The organism is Flavobacterium sp. MEB061, from assembly GCF_000834715.1.
Taxonomy (GTDB): domain Bacteria; phylum Bacteroidota; class Bacteroidia; order Flavobacteriales; family Flavobacteriaceae; genus Flavobacterium; species Flavobacterium pectinovorum.
Window position 1 is genome coordinate 444123 of the sequence record NZ_JXQR01000074.1, and the last position, 19622, is coordinate 463744.

Annotated in this window: 17 protein-coding genes and 1 tRNA gene; 13 read left to right on the plus strand and 5 right to left on the minus strand. The window is 33.3% G+C overall.

What is annotated here, in order from left to right; translation table 11 throughout:
* The first annotated feature begins 10 nt into the window (after positions 1 to 10).
* The 5 genes from RT99_RS23070 to RT99_RS23090 all read left to right on the plus strand — a co-directional run bounded on the left by RT99_RS23070 (position 11) and on the right by RT99_RS23090 (position 7521).
* Complete coding sequence (locus RT99_RS23070) at positions 11 to 1072, plus strand: efflux RND transporter periplasmic adaptor subunit (RefSeq protein ID WP_042567072.1); 1062 nt, start codon at positions 11 to 13, stop codon at positions 1070 to 1072.
* Positions 1073 to 1176: 104 nt separating this feature from the next.
* Positions 1177 to 4275, plus strand: coding sequence for an efflux RND transporter permease subunit (locus RT99_RS23075; RefSeq protein ID WP_042567073.1), 3099 nt, complete (start codon positions 1177 to 1179; stop codon positions 4273 to 4275).
* Between the two features lie 57 nt (positions 4276 to 4332).
* Complete coding sequence (locus tag RT99_RS23080; RefSeq protein ID WP_042567074.1) at positions 4333 to 5640, plus strand: TolC family protein; 1308 nt, start codon at positions 4333 to 4335, stop codon at positions 5638 to 5640.
* A gap of 26 nt (positions 5641 to 5666) precedes the next feature.
* Positions 5667 to 6530 (plus strand): bestrophin family protein, encoded by an 864-nt coding sequence (locus RT99_RS23085; protein ID WP_042567075.1) that lies wholly within the window; start codon positions 5667 to 5669, stop codon positions 6528 to 6530.
* A gap of 181 nt (positions 6531 to 6711) precedes the next feature.
* Positions 6712 to 7521: an AraC family transcriptional regulator gene (locus tag RT99_RS23090; protein WP_242607248.1), complete on the plus strand. Its 810-nt coding sequence runs from the start codon at positions 6712 to 6714 to the stop codon at positions 7519 to 7521.
* Between the two features lie 129 nt (positions 7522 to 7650).
* Here RT99_RS23090 and RT99_RS23095 read toward each other — a convergent pair whose 3' ends face one another.
* Positions 7651 to 8025 (minus strand): DUF779 domain-containing protein, encoded by a 375-nt coding sequence (locus RT99_RS23095; protein WP_042567076.1) that lies wholly within the window; start codon positions 8023 to 8025, stop codon positions 7651 to 7653.
* Between the two features lie 76 nt (positions 8026 to 8101).
* Positions 8102 to 9607, minus strand: coding sequence for an aldehyde dehydrogenase family protein (locus tag RT99_RS23100; protein ID WP_042567077.1), 1506 nt, complete (start codon positions 9605 to 9607; stop codon positions 8102 to 8104).
* 362 nt (positions 9608 to 9969) lie between these two features.
* Here RT99_RS23100 and RT99_RS23105 point away from each other — a divergent pair, with 362 nt between their 5' ends.
* Entirely contained in the window at positions 9970 to 10962 is a 993-nt protein-coding gene (locus RT99_RS23105; protein WP_042567078.1) for a hypothetical protein, read from the plus strand.
* A gap of 168 nt (positions 10963 to 11130) precedes the next feature.
* The gene (gene pheT / locus RT99_RS23110) at positions 11131 to 13551 is read left to right on the plus strand and encodes a phenylalanine--tRNA ligase subunit beta (protein ID WP_042567079.1); all 2421 of its coding nucleotides are present in this window, start codon (positions 11131 to 11133) and stop codon (positions 13549 to 13551) included.
* Between the two features lie 265 nt (positions 13552 to 13816).
* Here pheT and RT99_RS23115 read toward each other — a convergent pair whose 3' ends face one another.
* Positions 13817 to 14641: an N-acetylmuramidase family protein gene (locus tag RT99_RS23115; protein WP_042567080.1), complete on the minus strand. Its 825-nt coding sequence runs from the start codon at positions 14639 to 14641 to the stop codon at positions 13817 to 13819.
* A 258-nt stretch (positions 14642 to 14899) separates the two neighbouring features.
* On the opposite strand from RT99_RS23115, the gene RT99_RS23120 reads away from it, so the two are divergent.
* The 4 genes from RT99_RS23120 (at position 14900) to RT99_RS23135 (ending at position 17392) form a co-directional block, all read left to right on the plus strand.
* Positions 14900 to 15343: a hypothetical protein gene (locus tag RT99_RS23120; RefSeq protein ID WP_042567081.1), complete on the plus strand. Its 444-nt coding sequence runs from the start codon at positions 14900 to 14902 to the stop codon at positions 15341 to 15343.
* A 9-nt stretch (positions 15344 to 15352) separates the two neighbouring features.
* Positions 15353 to 16000: a hypothetical protein gene (locus tag RT99_RS23125; RefSeq protein WP_042567082.1), complete on the plus strand. Its 648-nt coding sequence runs from the start codon at positions 15353 to 15355 to the stop codon at positions 15998 to 16000.
* Positions 16001 to 16098: 98 nt separating this feature from the next.
* Positions 16099 to 16758 (plus strand): sensor histidine kinase, encoded by a 660-nt coding sequence (locus RT99_RS23130; protein WP_242607246.1) that lies wholly within the window; start codon positions 16099 to 16101, stop codon positions 16756 to 16758.
* Entirely contained in the window at positions 16748 to 17392 is a 645-nt protein-coding gene (locus tag RT99_RS23135; RefSeq protein WP_042567084.1) for a response regulator transcription factor, read from the plus strand. The genes RT99_RS23130 and RT99_RS23135 overlap by 11 nt, the downstream gene beginning before the upstream one ends.
* Before the next feature lie 25 nt (positions 17393 to 17417).
* Here the strand turns inward: RT99_RS23135 and RT99_RS23140 are convergent, their stop codons facing one another.
* Positions 17418 to 18188, minus strand: a complete 771-nt coding sequence (locus RT99_RS23140) for a hypothetical protein (RefSeq protein ID WP_042567085.1) — start codon at positions 18186 to 18188, stop codon at positions 17418 to 17420.
* A 29-nt stretch (positions 18189 to 18217) separates the two neighbouring features.
* On the minus strand, positions 18218 to 18730 hold the full coding sequence (locus RT99_RS23145) for an adenine phosphoribosyltransferase (protein WP_042567086.1): 513 nt from the start codon (positions 18728 to 18730) through the stop codon (positions 18218 to 18220).
* 113 nt (positions 18731 to 18843) lie between these two features.
* Here RT99_RS23145 and RT99_RS23150 point away from each other — a divergent pair.
* Positions 18844 to 18917 (plus strand) — tRNA-Arg (locus RT99_RS23150).
* 114 nt (positions 18918 to 19031) lie between these two features.
* The gene (locus RT99_RS23155) at positions 19032 to 19451 is read left to right on the plus strand and encodes a helix-turn-helix transcriptional regulator (RefSeq protein WP_042567087.1); all 420 of its coding nucleotides are present in this window, start codon (positions 19032 to 19034) and stop codon (positions 19449 to 19451) included.
* The last annotated feature ends 171 nt before the right edge of the window (positions 19452 to 19622 follow it).

The following is a 19622-nucleotide window of genomic DNA, read 5'->3' on the forward strand; positions in this document are numbered from 1 at the left end:
CCTCAAGTTTATGAAACTGAAAAACCTAATTTACGCTCTTATTATTATAGTACTCGGAGGGTTTATCACTTATAGAGTGATGTCTAACAAAAGTAAAAATGATGAATCTAAAAAATTCGGCGATAAAGACAAACCTACCACTGTAACCGGAATTGTTGTTCAAACTTCAACTTTTGATAATAATTTATCATTATCAGGATCTATTGAAGCCAATGAACAAGTAGAAATTCATAGTGAAGTTTCGGGAATTGTTGAGGGAATTTACTTTACTGAAGGCACATATGTAAATAAAGGTCAGGTTCTTTTTAAAGTAAACGATATTGAATTAAGAGCTCAGTTAAAGCAGGCACAGACAAAAGAAGGTTTAGCCGCTGAAAACGAAAGAAGAGCAAAATTACTTTTGCAAAAAGAAGCTATAAGCCAGGAAGAGTTTGATGTTGCCAATGCAGATTACGCATCGATGAAAGCTCAAACACAATTAATTAAAGCACAAATTGCCAAAACTTCTGTGAAAGCTCCTTTTTCAGGAAAAATTGGTTTGCGCTCTATTTCACCGGGAACTTATATTACACCAACTATTTTGGTTGCAAAATTGGTTAATACTGGAAAATTAAAAATCACATTTTCTATTCCCGAAAAATATGCTTCACAAGTAAAATCAGGTTCTATAATTGATTTTACTGTTTCGGGATCTGATAAAATATATACTGCAAAAATTTACGCCATTGAGCCGGAAATTGAAGTCGCAACCCGTACTTTAAAAATACGCTCTATTGCCGATAATGTTGAAGGAAAACTTTTTCCCGGAACATTTGCCGATGTAAAACTGCCTTTAAGCATTATTAAAGATGCTATTGTAGTACCTTCTGAGGCTATCGTACCAATACAGGATGGTAAAAAAGTCTATATCGCAAATATGGGCAAGGCCAAAGAAGTGATGGTAGACGCTACAACAAGAACTGATGCTTCAATCTTAATTTTATCAGGATTAAAAGCAGGCGACACTTTGATTACAAGTGGTGTAATGTCATTAAAAAATGAAGCTCCGATAAAAGTTAACGTAAAAAAGTAGTTTTGAATTATGAGTTAAGAGTTAATAATGATGAAGTTTAAATCTTAAATCTATTCTCTATACTCTATTTTCCTTATTCAAAATCTAAAATCTAAAATATAAACATGAGTTTATCAACCACAAGTATAAGAAGACCCGTTTTAACCATTGTACTGAATCTTTTGATTATTTTATTCGGTTTCATTGGTTATACCTTTCTGGGTGTTCGGGAATTTCCTTCTATTGATCCGGCGCAGGTTTCTGTTAGAACCAACTACACCGGAGCCAATTCTGATATTATTGAATCACAAATTACGGAACCCCTTGAAAAAGCAATAAATGCTATTGATGGAATCAGAAATATTACTTCGTCAAGCAATCAGGGAAGCAGTAATATTACCATCGAATTTAATTTAGATAAAAATTTAGAAGAAGCTGCAAACGATGTTCGAGACAAAGTTTCACAAGCCGTTAGAAGTTTACCCCAGGATATTGATGCGCCGCCGGTAGTTTCTAAAGCTGATGCTGATAGTGAATCTATTATTTCGATGACAGTTCAAAGTGATAGCCGAAGCTCTTTAGAATTAAGTGATTATGCAGAAAATGTTATTTCGCAGCGTTTAGAAACTATTCCAGGAGTAAGTGGTGTTCAAATCTGGGGACAAAAACGTTATGCGATGCGTTTGTGGATCGATCCGATAAAATTAAATGCTTATAATTGTACTGTTTCTGATGTTCGCGATGCCTTAAACGCACAAAACGTAGAACTGCCTTCAGGAAAACTAACAGGAAACAATACAGAACTTACCGTAAAAACAATTGGAAATCTTTCTAAACCGGAAGAATTCAACAATATTATCATTCGTACCGATGGTGATAAAATTGTTCGCTTAAGTGATGTTGGAGGTGCCGAATTAGGCCCTGAAAATATAGAAACTTCTTTAACATCTTCCGGACTGCCAATGATTGGTTTAGCCATCGTACCGATGCCGGGAGCTAATTATTTAGATATTTCATCTGAATTTTATAAAAAATACGAAGCTTTAAAAAAGGATCTTCCAAAAGATATTAAATTGAATATTGCACTTGATAATACACTGTTCGTAAAGAAATCAGTACTTGAAGTTGCCGAAACATTGGGAATTTCGATCATTCTGGTAATTATCATCATTTATTTATTCTTTAGAGACTGGGCAATTGCTTTCAGACCTTTAATTGATATTCCTGTTTCGTTAATCGCTACGTTTTTTATCATGTGGCTTTTCGGGTTCTCTATCAACGTATTAACTTTATTAGCAATTGTTTTGGCTACGGGTTTGGTGGTGGATGACGGAATTGTGGTAACCGAAAATATCTTCAAGAAAGTCGAAGAAGGAATGTCGCCAATTGAAGCGGCAATAAAAGGATCAAACGAGATTTTTTATGCTGTAATTTCGATTTCGGTTACACTTGCTGCGGTATTTTTACCTGTAATTTTCTTAGAAGGTTTCGTTGGCCGACTCTTTAGGGAATTTGGTGTCGTAATTGGTGCCGCGGTATTAATTTCTGCCTTTGTATCCCTGACTTTAACACCAATGCTAAACGCCTATTTGATGAAAGGCGGCGAACAGAAAAAATCGAAATTCTATATTAAAACAGAACCGTTTTTTGAAAAATTAAACAGCGGTTACGCAGATTCACTTGGCCGTTTTATGGATAAAAAGTGGATCAGTTTCCCTATTTTGATTGTTTGTTTTGGATTGATTTATTTGTTCTTTACCATTCTACCAAAAGAAACAGCTCCATATGATGACCGTAGTTCCGTAACGATGCGTATGACCACTCCAGAAGGCTCTTCTTATGAATATACCAACCGTTTTATGCAGGAAATGTCAAAATTAGTTGATGATTCTATTCCGGAGAAAAAAGTTAGTTTAGTTATTACCGCGGGAGGTTCCGGAGGTTCTGCAACAAATTCAGGTTTTATTAGACTTTCACTAAAAGAACCAGACGAAAGAGCCAGATCTCAAAAAGATATCGCTGATAAATTAACTAAATGGACTAAAAAATATCCAGACGCTAAAACATCTGTAATTCAACAGCCTACAATTTCTGTAAACAGACGTGGCGGACTTCCTATTCAGTATATTATTCAGGCACCAACTTTTGATAAACTTAGAGAAAAAATTCCTGCTTTTATGGAAGAAGTTGGTAAAAGTGATGTTTTTTCTACAACTGATGTAAATCTAAAATTCAACAAGCCTGAAATAAACGTAAGTATCGATCGTGCAAAAGCCGAAAGTTTAGGTATATCAATTATGGATATTGCGCAGACTTTACAGCTTTCTTTAAGCGGTCAGCGTTTTGGGTATTTCATTAAAAACGGAAAACAATATCAGGTAATTGGTCAGTTTGATCAAAAAGACCGTTCCAAACCTTTGGATTTAACCTCGATGTTTGTGAGAAACAAATCCGGTCAGTTGATTCAGATGGATAATGTTGTAAAAATACAAGAGCAAAGTAATCCACCGCAATTATACCACAATAACCGTTATATGTCTGCAACTGTTGCCGCAGGTTTGGCACCGGGAAAAAGTATCAGCGATGGTATTGAGGAAATGGATCGAATTAAAGCTAAAGTTCTAGATCAGAGTTTTACAACCGATTTAAGTGGAGAATCGCGAGATTTTGTCGAAAGTAGTTCCAATACTTCTTTCGCCTTCGGGTTGGCTTTATTATTAATATTTTTGATTCTGGCTGCTCAATTTGAGAGTTTTATAGATCCGTTAATTATTATTTTAACTGTTCCAATGGCTGTTGCCGGCGCATTATTTTCTCTATGGTTATTCAACCAGACATGGAATATTTTTAGCCAGATTGGTACCGTAATGCTTATTGGTTTGGTAACCAAAAACGGTATTTTGATCGTAGAGTTTGCCAACCAGTTGCGAGAGCAGGGCAAGCCAAAACTTGAGGCTATTTTAGAAGCTTCGGAAGCGCGTTTACGTCCAATTTTGATGACCAGTTTAGCCATCGCATTAGGAGCTTTACCAATTGCAATGTCACTTGGAGCGGCTTCTACAAGTAGAATTGGAATGGGAGTTGTAATTGTTGGAGGAACAATTTTTTCATTAGCATTGACACTTTTTGTTATTCCTGCAATCTATTTAATGTGGTCTAAAGCCAGAAAACATTATCCGGAATTTGACAATATTGACGAATACGAAAGAGAAAGTAACAAATAATTTATTGGCTGTAAATTCCTGATTTGGTTCCTGAATTTACAGCAAAAGAAAACCAATATGAATATTAAAATTTTATTTAGCAGTTTATTATTCTTCTTATGCATTTTAAAAACAAATGCACAAGTAACGCTGACTATTGAAGATGCTATGAAAATAGCTTTGGAGAATAACTTTGAAATTAAAATTGCAAAAAATAACACCCAGATAAGCGAGACAAATGTAACTATTGGAAATGCCGGAATGCTACCCGTTGCGACTGCCTCAATTGTTGATAACAATAGCATTACCAACTCATCGCAAACACGTCAGGATGGTACATCAACCTCTTTGGATAATGCAAAAAACAACAGTTTAAATTATGGTGTAACGCTAGGCTGGACGGTTTTTGACGGTATGAAAATGTTTGCAAGATTAGATCAGTTAAAAGAGCTTCAAAAGCTTGGTGATTCTCAGTTAAAACAAACTATTTTGGTAAAAATTGGTCAGGTAAATTCTTCTTATTATGATTTGGTTCTACAGCAGCAGCAATTATCGGCTTTGGATACAACTATTGTAATTTCAAAACAAAGACTGACATTGGCGCAAAACCGTTTCAGCATTGGAAAAGCTTCAAAATTAGAGGTTTTAAATGCTCAGGTTGATTTAAATTCAGATCAGGTTGCTTTGTTGAGACAAAAAGAATCGTATGCGAATGCCAAAATTTTATTGAACCAATATTTAGCGCGTGATCCAAAAATTGATTTTAAAGTTACTGATCTGGTTACAGTTGACAGTACTTTGGTTTTAGCTAATTTAATGGATTTGGCACAAAAACAAAATCCGGCTCTCGAAGCTCAAATAATCAACAAACGTATTGCCGAATTGCAGCTTAAACAAGTAAAAGCAGACCGTTATCCTGTTGTAAACTTAACCTCTGGTTATAATTTTTCTGAAAGCCAGTCGAGTTTGGGTTTTACAAGTTCAGCATCTTCAAAAGGTTTAAATTATGGTTTTAATGCAACGCTTAACATATTCGACGGTTTTAATCAGCATCGAAATGAAAAAGTAGCCAAATTGCAAATCGAGAATTCTCAAATCGCAATTGAGCAGCAAAATATGATTTTGAACACACAATTAAGCACGGCTTTTCAAACCTATTTAACTAATTTAGAATTAATTGATCTTGAAGAAGATAACGAAGCAATTGCCAAACAAAATTTGGATATTACTTTGGATAAATTCAAAATTGGAACAATAACAACGATTGATTTCAGAACGGCACAGCTTAATTATGTAAACGCAAAAGTACGTTACAGCAATGCGCAATACGAAGCAAAATTATCCGAAATTGCATTAAAAGAATTGGCGGGAACTATTAATTTTTAAGTAAATTTGTTTCAAAACAAACTTTAATGATCTCATACAATACCAAGGACTGGTTTACTTTTATATTCCATTTTCATAAATCTGATACTGTTAGAAAGTTATTGCCTATTATGCTTGCTATCGGAATATACGCGGCAACGGTTGGTTATCTGGAAGTTGAATATTTTAAATTTGGTAAAAACGACTATATACACAACATTCCTATTATGCACGGAATGCTTGGTTTTGTCATTTCATTATTGCTTGTATTTCGTACCAATACGGCTTATGATCGCTGGTGGGAAGGACGCAAATTATGGGGCGGTCTGGTAAACAGCAGCCGTAATCTTGCGATTAAACTTTCGGCAATGCTAAAAGAGGAGAATGACAGGAAATTTTTCAGAAAATTCATTCCAATGTATGCCAATATTTTGCACAAACATCTTAAAGATGTAGATACGAGCAAACAGCTTTTTGAAGATGTAGATTTGGAAATTGATCATCATAAGCACAAACCAAATCAATTGAAAAGAATGATGTTTCATAAGATCAATGATTTGTATGATGACAAAAAAATTACCGGCGATCAGCTTATTATTTTAAACGAAGAATTACAATCTTTTACGGATATTTGTGGTGCCTGCGAGCGTATTAAAAACACACCTATTCCCTACTCTTACAGCGCTTTTATCAAAAAATTCATCTTTTTTTACACGATGACTTTGCCATTTGGATATTCAATTAGTCTGGGATATTATGTTGCACCGGTGGTCGTTTTTATTTTTTATGTTTTGGCGAGTTTAGAACTTATTGCCGAAGAAATTGAAGATCCGTTTGGTGATGATGAAAACGATTTGCCTACCAGAAAGATTTCTGAAAACATTAAAAAACACGTTGAAGAGCTAATTTAAATAAACGTTAAATTAGGGTTTCTGTCATTCTTTTTGATTAAATTTAAGTTTTCTATTTAAAATTTAATTCTAATGAACAATCAACGCTTTTTAGTTAATCCGCTTCAATTATCAAAAGAGAAATCATTAAAAACACTGGTTGAAAACAGAACGATTTACAACTTAAATCATTGTGAATTAAATCTTTGAAACTTACGAATCCTCAAAATTAGTTCCGCTAAAATTCAATGATCTCGTTGTAACAAGTATGTTGAGAGGAAAAAAGATCATGCATCTTTTTGATGATCCGGAGTTTGATTATTTACCCGGAGAAACTGTAATTGTTCCTTCGAATGTAGAAATGAAAATCGATTTTCCTGAAGCTTCAAAAAAAAATCCTACACAATGTTTAGCCCTGGCAATTGAACAGTCAAAAATTACGGAGATTTTAAATTTTCTAAACGAGCGTTATCCAAAAGAAGGAAACAATTTCTGGCAATTAAACTATCAAAATTATTTCTTTTATAATAATGTTGATATGGCCGCCACGATCAACAAACTCATTAAAGAATGTATGAGTACGTCTATCACCAAAGACGCTTTGGCAGATTTAACACTGCAGGAATTACTAATCAGAATCATTCAAACCCAAACAGTAAAATCTATTGATGAAGGAAATGTTCTTCAAGTAAACAATCCTATAAATGAAGTCACCGCTTACATTAAACAAAATTTAAAGGAAAATATCAACCTAAAAAATTTGAGCGATAAAGCCTGCATGAGCAGCGCTTCTTTTTATCGCTTTTTTAAACGCGAATTAGGCATGAGTCCGATTGAATATATATTAAACGAAAAAATAAAATACGCCAAAAAATTACTTAAAAACCCAACAATACAAATCAATGAAGTTTGTTATTTATCCGGTTTTGAAGATGCTAATTATTTTATCAGATTGTTTAAAAAACATGAAGGCATTACTCCAAAGCAATATCAGTTGTTGTTTGTTAACTAAGTTGCTGAGATGCTAAGGTTCTAAGATTCTAAGTTTAACGCAACGTTTATTCTGTAATATTTATAACCGACGATTTATCATAGAGACGCACTGCTGTGCTTCTCTACAATTAATCTTTGTGTCTTGACTTTACTCAATGATCTTAACCGGCTCTAAATCTTTCTCTTCTTCTTCGGTAAAAATTCTGTATTCAATTTGGAATGTCTTTTTTAAGGGAGTTTCCAAAGAAAAACCGCCAACGCCAAAAGCGTCAATTACTTTTAACGTGAAATGTGCGTGTTTCCAATATTCGAATAAATCTTTATCGACCCAAAATTCAGTATCTTCAATAATTCCGATGCAGACATCGCCCATTCTTTGGTAATAACCGCCTTTTTCAAAACATTGTGGCTGTGTACCTTCGCAACATCCACCTGCCTGATAAAACATTAAATCGCCGTGCTTTTCCTTTAGTATTTTGATTAATTCTACGGCTTTTTCTGTGGCATCAATTCTTTTTATCATTATCTATTCTTTTATATTAAAATTATAAAAAAAGGTAAGTCAGAAACTTACCTTTTCTACCAAACAGAATAACTAATTAAAAGAAACCAAGTTTCTTTTTATCATACGAGATCAGCATATTTTTTGTCTGACGATATTGCCCTAACATCATTTTATGGTTTTCACGACCAATTCCGGATTGTTTATAGCCTCCAAATGGCGCTCCGGCAGGATAAGAATGATATTGATTGATCCATACACGACCGGACTGAATCGCTCTTGGAACCTGATAAATCTCGTGTGCATCACGTGTCCAGACGCCCGCGCCTAAACCGTACATAGTGTCATTTGCAATTTCGATAGCTTCTTCAGTCGTTTTAAAAGTGGTAACGGCGAGAACCGGACCAAAGATTTCTTCCTGAAAAATTCTCATTTTATTATGCCCTTTAAACAACGTTGGTTTAATATAATATCCGCCTTCAAGATCTCCTCCTAAATTATTTTCATCACCTCCTGTCAATAATTCTGCACCTTCTTCCTTACCAAGTTTAATGTAGGACATGATTTTTTCTTTTTGAACCAATGAGGTCTGCGCACCAATCATAGTCGATTTATCCAACGGATTTCCTGCAATAATAGCTTCAGTTCTTTCAATTACTTTGGCAATAAACTTATCGTAAATATCTTCATGAATTAATAATCTTGACGGACAAGTACAAATTTCCCCTTGATTTAAGGCAAATAAAACAGCACCTTCTATCGCTTTATCGAAAAAATCATCATCATGATCTGCAACAGACGGGAAGAAAATATTTGGCGATTTACCACCAAGTTCAAGTGTAACCGGAATAATGTTTTCGGTAGCATATTGCATTACCAAACGTCCTGTGGTTGTAGAACCTGTAAAGGCAGCTTTAGCCACTTTTTTATTGGTTACTAATGGTCGGCCAAGTTCGGCACCAAAACCATTTACTATATTTAAAACGCCCGGAGGAAGAATGTCGCCAATTAATTCCATTAAAACCAAAATAGAAATTGGCGTGCTTTCGGCTGGTTTTAAAACGATTGTGTTTCCTGCCGCCAAAGCCGGAGCAATTTTCCAAACGGCCATTAAAATTGGAAAATTCCACGGAATTATCTGTGCTACAACACCAAGAGGTTCACTTAGAGCGATTGAAACTGTTTGAGAATCTAATTCTGCTATCGAACTTTCTTCGGCACGAATTACACCTGCAAAGTATCTAAAATGATCTATTGCCAATGGAATATCGGCAGCTAACGTTTCTCGAATTGGCTTTCCGTTGTCAATCGTTTCAACCGTAGCAATATACTCCAGATTATCTTCGATTTTCTGAGCAATTTTATTTAATAAAATACTGCGTTCTGTTACCGATGTTTTTCCCCACGTTTTAAATGCTTCATAAGCGGCATCCACTGCCAATTCTAAATCTTCTTTGCCCGAATGAGCCGCTTTTGTAAATACTTTTCCATCGATTGGCGATACAACATCAAAATACTCTCCCTTTACCGGGGCTGTAAATTTTCCGTTTATATAATTATTGTATTTGGCCTTAAATTCAGGTCGTTTTGTGATATTACTCATGATATAGTTTTTTTTGATTCATTTCAAATTTACCTTCATAAATCGAAATAGAATAGCACTTTTCATTCATCTAATAGCACAAAAATTACATATTCGTTTTTATAACTAAGTTTTAATACTTATTTAATAAAATATTAATATTAAAAATGCAAAATACTTAATTCAGAAACATTTTGAATTCCATATTAGCGGTCTACTATACTAATAAACAAGTCCTTAATCGCCTAAATAATACATTAAACGATTATATTTTGAAATGTTAATAATAAGCGATAAAATTTGTGATAGATAATTTATATGCCTGTTAAAAATCTGCGCAGATGGTATTGAATTGTTCTTTACTAATTTAATTCCTTATTAAAATGAAAAAGATTATTTTAATGCTGGTTTTAGCTTTTGTTTCAGTCAATTGTGCTAACGATCCTGTAAGTACCGACACTCCAACAGAAGCTAAAGAATCGAATAGTTCCAGTTTAACCTCCAAAGGAACTTATTCAGAATGTGATCCTGTTTCAATTGACATTATGGCCGGGCAATTTACAAACGCTGGAAAAATTTTAATTGAAAATGATGCTACCAATCTTTATGTAACCTATACTGCACTTAGCAACTGGTATTTTAGTGAACTGCATTTATTTGTGGGTCCGTATGCCAGTATACCAACCCAAAATGGAAACCCTGTTCCCGGACAATTTCCGTATAAAAAAACTTTTAACCCTTTAGTTCAGAGCTACACTTTTACGATCCCCATTTCCAGTATAACGCTGGATGCAAACAAATGTTTTTACATTGCAGCACATTCCAGCATGAAAAATGTTATAAACGGAACTATTGTAAAAACTGAAACTGGCTGGGCCGGAGATATTAAATTTCCCGGAAAAAACTGGGCAACTTATTTTAATTATTGCCTAAGAACCTGCACAACGCCTCCTCCTGATGTAACAACTTGCGACACAGCGTATATGTACGGAAACTATACTTTTAATGCCTTACAAATCTCAGAAAAATGGGGCTGGGCAAATTATTATGACAATACTCAAAATGGCATTTATACTTATAATTTATATGCCGGAGCAGGACAAAATGATATTACAAAAGGATATTTGGCCGGAACTGTTACAGTTACTATCCAGGGTGCCAATATAGGTATCGAAATCAACGCAACAAATCCTGGAACTGTATTTACAGAAACACATGTTTACTTATCTGATAGTCCTCCTACAACTGCGGCGCCGGGTCAATTTGGAAATCAACATACATTAAACAATACAATGTTAGATAATTACAATTTAACTTATAGTGGTGATGGCACTTTTTGGTTAATTGTTCACGCTGGAGTCTGTACTACCGAATAATTTTAATTTATAAAAAGAGAGAGCTTAGGTTCTCTCTTTCTTTTTAAATTCAAACTTTAAATCATTTATTTTTGAAAAAAAAATCTTAATCAAAAAACAAAAAAATATTTCCAACTCCCACGATCAATCCTTATATTTACACCCTTATTCAAGAATAATATCACTAAAATGAAAATATCTTACAACTGGTTAAAACAATTCATTAAAACAGACTGGACGTCTGAGCAAACTTCGGAATTATTGACAGATTTAGGGCTGGAAGTTGAAGTTGTCGAAAAATATGAATCTGTAAAAGGTGGTTTAGCAGGAGTTGTTGTAGGACACGTGTTAACATGCGAAAAACACCCTGATGCAGACAGATTAAAAGTTACAACCGTAAATATTGGTCTTGAGGCGCCTGTACAAATTGTATGTGGTGCTGCCAATGTAGCTGCGGGACAAAAAGTACCTATTGCAACTATTGGAACAGTTTTATACGATAAAGACGGTGTAGAATTTACTATAAAAAAAGGAAAAATTCGCGGCCAGGAAAGTCACGGAATGATTTGTGCCGAAGATGAACTGGGATTGGGTTCAGGCCATGACGGAATTATGGTTTTGGATGAAGCATTAACGCCTGGAACTCCTGTTGCTGAAGTATTTCAAATTGTAAATGATGAAGTTTTCGAAATTGGTTTAACACCAAATCGTGCTGATGCTATGAGCCATTTTGGAACCGCACGTGATTTAAGAGCAGGAATGCTGCAGCGTGGTGTAAACGTAGAATTGATTACGCCTTCTGTAAGCAATTTTAGAGTTGACATGCGTACTTTAAAAATTGATGTAAGTGTCGAAGATTCTCATTTGGCGCCAAGATATTGTGGTGTAACAATTTCCGGAATTTCTGTTGGACCATCTCCAGCGTGGTTACAAGATCGTTTAAAAGCAATTGGATTAACTCCAAAAAATAATATTGTTGACGTTACTAATTATGTTTTACACGAATTAGGACAACCTTTACATGCTTTTGATGCAGCAAAAATCAACGGAAAAGTAATTGTAAAAACACTTCCGGAAGGAACTAAATTTACAACTCTTGATGATGTCGAAAGAACATTGCATGCAGAAGATTTAATGATTTGTGATGAAAAAGGACCGCTTTGTATTGCGGGAGTTTTTGGAGGAAAAAAATCTGGTGTTACTGACGGAACTACAACTATATTTTTAGAAAGTGCCTATTTTGATGCCGTTAGCGTTCGTAAGACAGCAAAAAGACACCAATTAAACACAGATGCTTCTTTTAGATTTGAAAGAGGAATTGATCCAACGATTACAGAATATGCTTTAAAGCGTGCTGCCCTTTTAATTCAGGAAGTGGCGGGTGGAAAAATCACATCTGACGTTGTAGAAGTCTATCCTAAAAAAATAGAAGATTTTTCGGTTTTACTAAATTTCAGTCACGTTTACAAAATCATCGGACAGGAAATTCCTAAAGATACCATCAAAAAAATATTAGTTTCTTTAGATATTAAAGTAAACAGTGTTTCTGATTCTGGTTTGGGATTAACGATTCCGGCTTATCGTGTTGACGTTCAGCGTGAAATTGATGTTATTGAAGAAATCCTGAGAGTTTACGGTTACAACAACATTGATTTTTCTAAAAAATTCAACGCTACAGTTTCTAATTCACCAAGAACTGAAGATTATAAAGTACAAAATGTAATTGCATCACAATTGAATTCTCAAGGTTTTCATGAAATGATGGCAAATTCTTTAACAACAGCAGCTTATGCAAAATTATCTACTGTTTTAAAAGAAGAACATAATGTTACAATGCTTAATCCGTTGAGTAGTGATTTGTCTACAATGCGTCAGTCTTTATTATTTTCAGCGCTGGAGGCAATTTCATACAACATCAACAGAAGAAATTCGGATTTAAAATTATTTGAGTTCGGAAAATCATATCATAAATACCTAAATGGTTACGAAGAGCACAAACATTTGTCGCTGTCAATTTCGGGAAACAGAAATAAAGAAAGCTGGACAAATGCGCAAAAATCGACTGATTTCTTTTTATTAAAAGGATATGTGAGTGCAATTTTATCACGTTTGGGAATTGATAAAATCTCAAATGCACCGGTGCAATCTGATGTTTTCTCTGAAGGGACTTCTATTTGCTACAACAATGATACATTGGTAGAAATGGGTGTTGTAAAAAAATCAATATTGAAACATTTCGGAATTAAACAAGATGTTTATTATGCTGATTTTAATTGGGATTTGGTTTTAAAAATCATTACAGGAAAAATTAAATATTCTGAAATTCCTAAATATCCAGAAGTTCGTAGAGATTTAGCATTGTTAATTGATCAAAATACAACTTACGAAAGCATTTACAATTTGGCCAAACAAACGGAAAAAGTACTTTTGAAAGACATTAATTTATTTGATGTTTATGAAGGTAATAAACTTCCGGAAGGCAAAAAATCTTATGCGTTAAGTTTTACTATTCAGGATAATACAAAAACGCTTACAGATTCTCAAATTGATAAAATCATGTCGAAATTACAGCAAACTTTCGAAACAGAATTAGGAGCTAGTTTGAGATAAAAATTTTATTTATACATAATTCAGACCCGACAGGTTTTAAAACTTGTCGGGTTTGTTTTTGTTTCAGGTTTCAGGTTTCAGGTTGTTGGAACGTGTAATTAACCGCAGAGTTCGCTAAGATTTACGCAAAGTTCACAAAGCTTTGCGAACTTTAAATTTAAAACTTATTTTAATCTCTTTGCGAAACTCTGTGTAATTCTTAGCGAACTCTGCGGCAAAAATTATGTTCAAAGCAAAGCAACCTGAAACCTGAAACAAAAAATGTTTAAGCAGAAAATTTAGCATACGCTTTCATCAATTTTTCATCGTATTTATTTGTTTTATAAGCCGGACCATTATATTTCAAAGCAAAATCTGCCCATTTTTTGTTTCTCAAAAGACCAATCAAATTATTCGTTGCCAAAAACATGCCGAATGCCTTTAATTGCTCACCTTCGTTTAAGTACATCTTTTTTACATATTCATCTATAGATGCATAGCCAATAGAAACTGCGTTAAAACCCATTATTTGGTACAAACCCCACGATGCTGAACATTTTGCTGCATCACTAAATTTCTTGTCAGGATTTAAACGTATTGCTTTTTCCAATCTCGTATATTCTGCCGCACCTCCCAAATAATACTTTTTTGTATAATTTTTATATAAAACATCCTGATTGTTGGCGTTGGCATAATTAGCAGGATCTATATTTCGTTTTTTGAGTTCTTTCCAAAAAATATGTCCTTCAAATAAAATCTTCGGACGCCCCTCTACTAAAAAGCCCTTCCCTCCGCTTTCAACTTCATTAACGGCCTTAACAATAGCCAATTCAAGATTGTGAGCCTTTGAAAAATCAATTAGATTTTGTTCTGAAAGCAATTTATTATTCGAAGAAAACCCTTCTTTGCTTTTCTCGATAAGTGCAGACCACGTTTTAAGCCCTACAATTCCATCTACAACCAAATTATTTTTTAGCTGAAAATCTTTAACGGCTTTGTTTGTTTCAGTCCCAAAGTAATCAGAAACAATAACGCTGTATTTTAGTTTTTCCAGAAGTTCATTTAGGTAATAAACTTCGCTTGACTTGAGTCCAAATTTTATAGTTTTCATACTTTTTATTTATAATTATTTTTGGTGGTGGTTTTATTTATTTAATCTGCTTATTTTTTTTACATGAAATAAACAACACAAAAGTAATTCTTATTAAACAACTATAAAACAGTACTTTAACCTGTTTTTAAAATAATTCAACCTAATGAAAAAAGGGTAAATTCACCCTTGTGTTTCTGCAACGATTAAAATACTTTTGGCAGAAATATTTAATAAAAATATTGTTAACTAAACCTTTAACCAATTACATTAAAAAAAATGAAAAACCCTCCCGCTAAACCAAGTCAGTTAATTACCAGAGAATTTGCTCAGGTATTGAACTTAAATTACAACAAAAAGAAAGCCGATTTAAAAACCGGTAAGTCTGCCAAAAAAGAAAAAGAAGAAGCAAATGCCATTTGGTATTCGATAGAAGCTTTAGAAAGTTACATTCATTATGTAAAAACCCAGGGCGCACAAGATGGCTATAATGTTGATGGCATTCGTTTTTATTTTGGCGTTTATCCTGAAGATGAAAAACACGAAGAGAAAGCAGGACAGACAACTTTATTTTTAGTACCAACAGGTAAAAAAATAGAGGCTGCCAATACTGCAAAAATTCAAAGTTTTGTTGCGATACAAGATGATGCACCAAGCGATATACAAAGCCTTGAACCAATGAATTATGGAAATATTGGCAGACCGCCAAGCTTAACATACTAAAAAAAATTTATGTTTGAATTTTTAAGATCTTATGTTATCTATTTTGCTTTATTATCAGGACTGATTGGTTTGATTTCATTACACAAACTTCCTGATACTAAAGCAAAATCTTTAGTTTTTTTAATTTGGTTTTCGATACTTATAGAAATTGTTGGCTACTATTTTACCTACTGGACAGGTTTATTAAATTATTATGTATATAATTTTTACATGCTCATCAGTATTTCTGCCTACATATTGATTATCAGGAGTCTTTTACCAAAACGAAATAACAAAATATCAGCCATGCTGTTTTTAATCTTGTTTGTGTTTTCTTTTTTTCTCAACCTTTTATTTTTTGAAAAAGACATGAACAACTCTTTTATTTATAGTTTTGCCGTAGGTGTTTTGGTAGTTATGATATTATCTTGCTTATATTTGGTAGAAATTTTTAATTCAGACAAAATATTAAACTTTAAAAAATCAGTTTTCTTTTGGTATATCTTGGGAATTCTGGTTTTTCATGTGCCTTTTTTACCTTTCATGCTTGCCATAAAATGGTTCTTAGTCAAACAGGATGAATCCATTTTTAGTCTGGTATTGTTTATTCTGAATTTTTTAGCGCATAGTTGTTTTATCATCGGGTTTTTATGGAGCGAAAAGAAGTACAATTATTAGTTATTTTGTTAGGTATAGTTTTCTTAACTTTACTAATCATTTTGCTTGTCATATTCTTTTATTTCTTAAAGAAAAAAAATAATTATCTCGTTGAAAAAATGGAAGCTAATCTTTATTTTCAATCAGAATTAATCAAAACCAGAATTGAAATAAAAGATCAGACACTTTCTGAAATCAGTAAAGAACTTCATGACAATATTGGGCAAATCGTCTCAGTTGGTATTATGCAGCTTAATATGTATCTCAACAGCGAAAAGCCCATTCAGCAAAGTGAATTAAGTGATTTAAAAGAAATATTAGCCAAATCGCTGGACGAAATTCGAATTCTGTCCCGAATTATCAATAAAGATAATTTACTGCAAAGCAATTTTATCGAAGCCATAAAACAAGATTTAGAGCGCATAAAAAAACTAAAAAGCATTCAGTATAAATATACTCTTTCCGGAGAAATACCTGAGATTAGCGGAGAACATGATTTGTTTATTTACCGAATTTTTCAGGAAGCTTTGCATAATAGCCTAAAACATTCTCACAGTGATAAATTTGAAGTAAATATTACCACAACAGACGACGTTTTTTGCCTGAAAATTAAGGATTTCGGAATTGGTTACGACGCGCTCAATACAAATTCAGGCCAGGGATTGGGCAATATGAAATTAAGAGCTAAATTAATTGGAGCTACTTTAATTATGGAATCAGACGCATCAGGAACTACCGTAACTTTAGAATACCCTTTAACTAAAACCAATGAAACCTAAAAACAAAATTATTATTGTAGATGATCATTTACTGTTTTCGCAATCGCTTGAACTTTTGATCAATAGTTTTAAAGATTTTGAAGTAATAAACCGCTTTGAAAATGGTAAAGTATTTATTACCTACTTACAGGAAAATGTAGATACCAATGTTGATTTAATTTTACTAGATGTAAATATGCCTGTTTTAGATGGCATTAGCACCATGAAATGGATTAAGGAAAACAGACCGGAACTTAAAGTTATTGCACTTTCTGTAAATGACGACGAAGAAGTTATCATAAAAATGATTACCAACGGTGCCAAAGGATATTTACTAAAAGATACTTCGCCCGAAATATTTAAGGATGGCATTGTATCTGTTATCGAAAAAGGATTTTATTTCACCGAATTAGTTTCGGGAATGCTGGTAAAGAAAGCCAATGACGATTCAAAAAAAGTCAATTTAAAAGAAAAAGAAATTGTTTTCATAAAACATGCCTGCACTGAGAAAACATACAAAGAAATCGCTTCGGAAATGTGTTTAAGTCCAAAAACAATTGATGGCTACAGAGAGTGTTTATTTGATAAACTCGAAATTAAAACCAGAATAGGCTTAGTGTTATATGCCATAAAACACAAAATTGTCTTAGTTTAAGCAACTAAGACAATTTTTTTTGAACTTAATCAAACGGAATTAATCTATCGTTTGGTAAGTCGTATTCGTATAATTTACCGTTTGTATCATTAAGATATAACCACTGAATTATATTAGTATGATGCTCAAAATCATTCGATATTCCTAAAACAATATAAGAATGGTTTTCTCTGTCTTTTTCTTCAATTGAATAGCTTAAATCAGCGTTTGCATCTTTTATAGTACTTTTTACCAGTTCGCTTTTAGAATTTGCCAGATAATATTCGACTTGTTCGTAGATATGATCTTTAAAATCTGCTGTAAAATCGTTTTTCTCTGAATAGTATTTTATTGGTTTAGGATGTTTTTTTCGAAACAAACTCACATTTCCATCTTTTATTTTTTTTGCATTTACAAGCCATTCAGCAAATTCCAGTTTTTCTCCTTCGCCGGCTTCATAAATGGTATCCATTTTCCAGGATACATCAAGTAAATCTCCTCTTTTAAAAGCTTTGGCATTTGCAAGATCTGTATAAAACGAAATCAGTTTTTTGTCTTTCTGTACCGTAAATAAAGCATAATCTCCATTTCCATCAAAATTAACAAACTGAATAGTATCATTATAAACCTGTTCAAGCTGCAGCTTCTCGCCAGTTCTTAAATTACTTTTCAGGTTTAAATCTGAAGAATTATCAGTTACATTCTTTACAACTGTTGTATTTTTCTGAATGTTATTATTCAAATTTTCAGCAGTTTCTTTATTGTCTTTACAGGAAAATAATACGGCAAGTAATGCCACACAATACAATTGCTTCATAGTAGGTTTATTTTAAATGATTTGGGTCATTAATAGGTAATTGCAGCAAATATAGGATTATCCTTTATTTTTTCTCTTCCATTTAAAAAAGAAAGTTCCATTAAAAAATTAAACTGAACAATTTCGCCTCCTAATTCATTTACTAAGTCGGCAAGTGCTTTTGCTGTTCCGCCGGTTGCAAGAACATCATCGTGAATTAAAACTTTATCGCCTTTTTTGATAGCATCAATATGTATTTCTAAAGAATCAGTTCCATATTCTAATTCATAAGAAGCAGAAATTGTTGTAAAAGGAAGTTTTTTGGGTTTGCGTACAGGAACAAAACCTGCGTTTAAACGATCGGCCAATAACATTCCGAAGAAAAAACCTCGACTCTCTGCTCCTATTACCTTATCAATTTTTTGTCCGTTTAAAGAATTTAATAATATTTTAAGGCATTCTTCTCTTGCAATAGGGTCATTTAGTAGCGGAGTGATATCTTTAAATATAATTCCTTCTTTAGGAAACCCCTGAATATCACGTATATAATTTTCAATCTTCATTTTTTTTTATTTTTATGTTATTTTTCGTTTGTATATGTCACATTTATGCCTATATTTGCACCCGCTAACAGCAATCAACAAAGGTATAAAAAATACCTTATTGAAAAACAAAAGGCCTCGTGGCGCAACTGAATAGCGCACTTGATTACGGCTCAAGAGGTTACTGGTTTGAATCCAGTCGAGGTCACAAAATTAAAATCCCATTTCTAACGAAATGGGATTTTTTTTTAATTTTTGAAACACAGGGTTTTAATTCAAAAAATGGTTTTATCTTTAAGCCTTTAGAAAATTGATATTCATTATGGAACAGAAAATACATCAGGGAAGAAACGTAAAACGTTTTAGAGAAATGCTTGGCATCAAACAAGAAGCATTGGCTTTTGATTTGGGAAATGACTGGAATCAGAAGAAAATTTCTATGCTGGAGCAAAAAGATGTAATTGAAGATGATATACTTAATCAAATCTCAGACGCATTAAAAATTCCAGTTGAAGCTTTTCAGAATTTTGATGAAGAGCAAGCTGTAAATGTTATTGCAAATACTTATTCATTCCAAGATTTTAAGGATAACGCTGTTGCTTCTGGATTTAGCTACCAACCCTCATTTAATCATATTGATAAAATTGTTCAATTATATGATGAAAAAATTGCGTTATACGAGCGTATGTTGAAAGAGAAAGATGAAATGATGATGAGGCTTGAAAAGTTAATCAATAAATAATTATTCATAGAAGATATATTAAAACAAAAAGAGACTCGAAAGTCTCTTTTTGTTTTGAAACTACAGGGGGTTTGGAACTAAATTAAGTTCTATTTTCGGATTTGTCAAATGTCCCAGAAATAAATCAACTTCCCATTGAGCCTATTGCCAAAATCCGTTGTAGTAGTTATT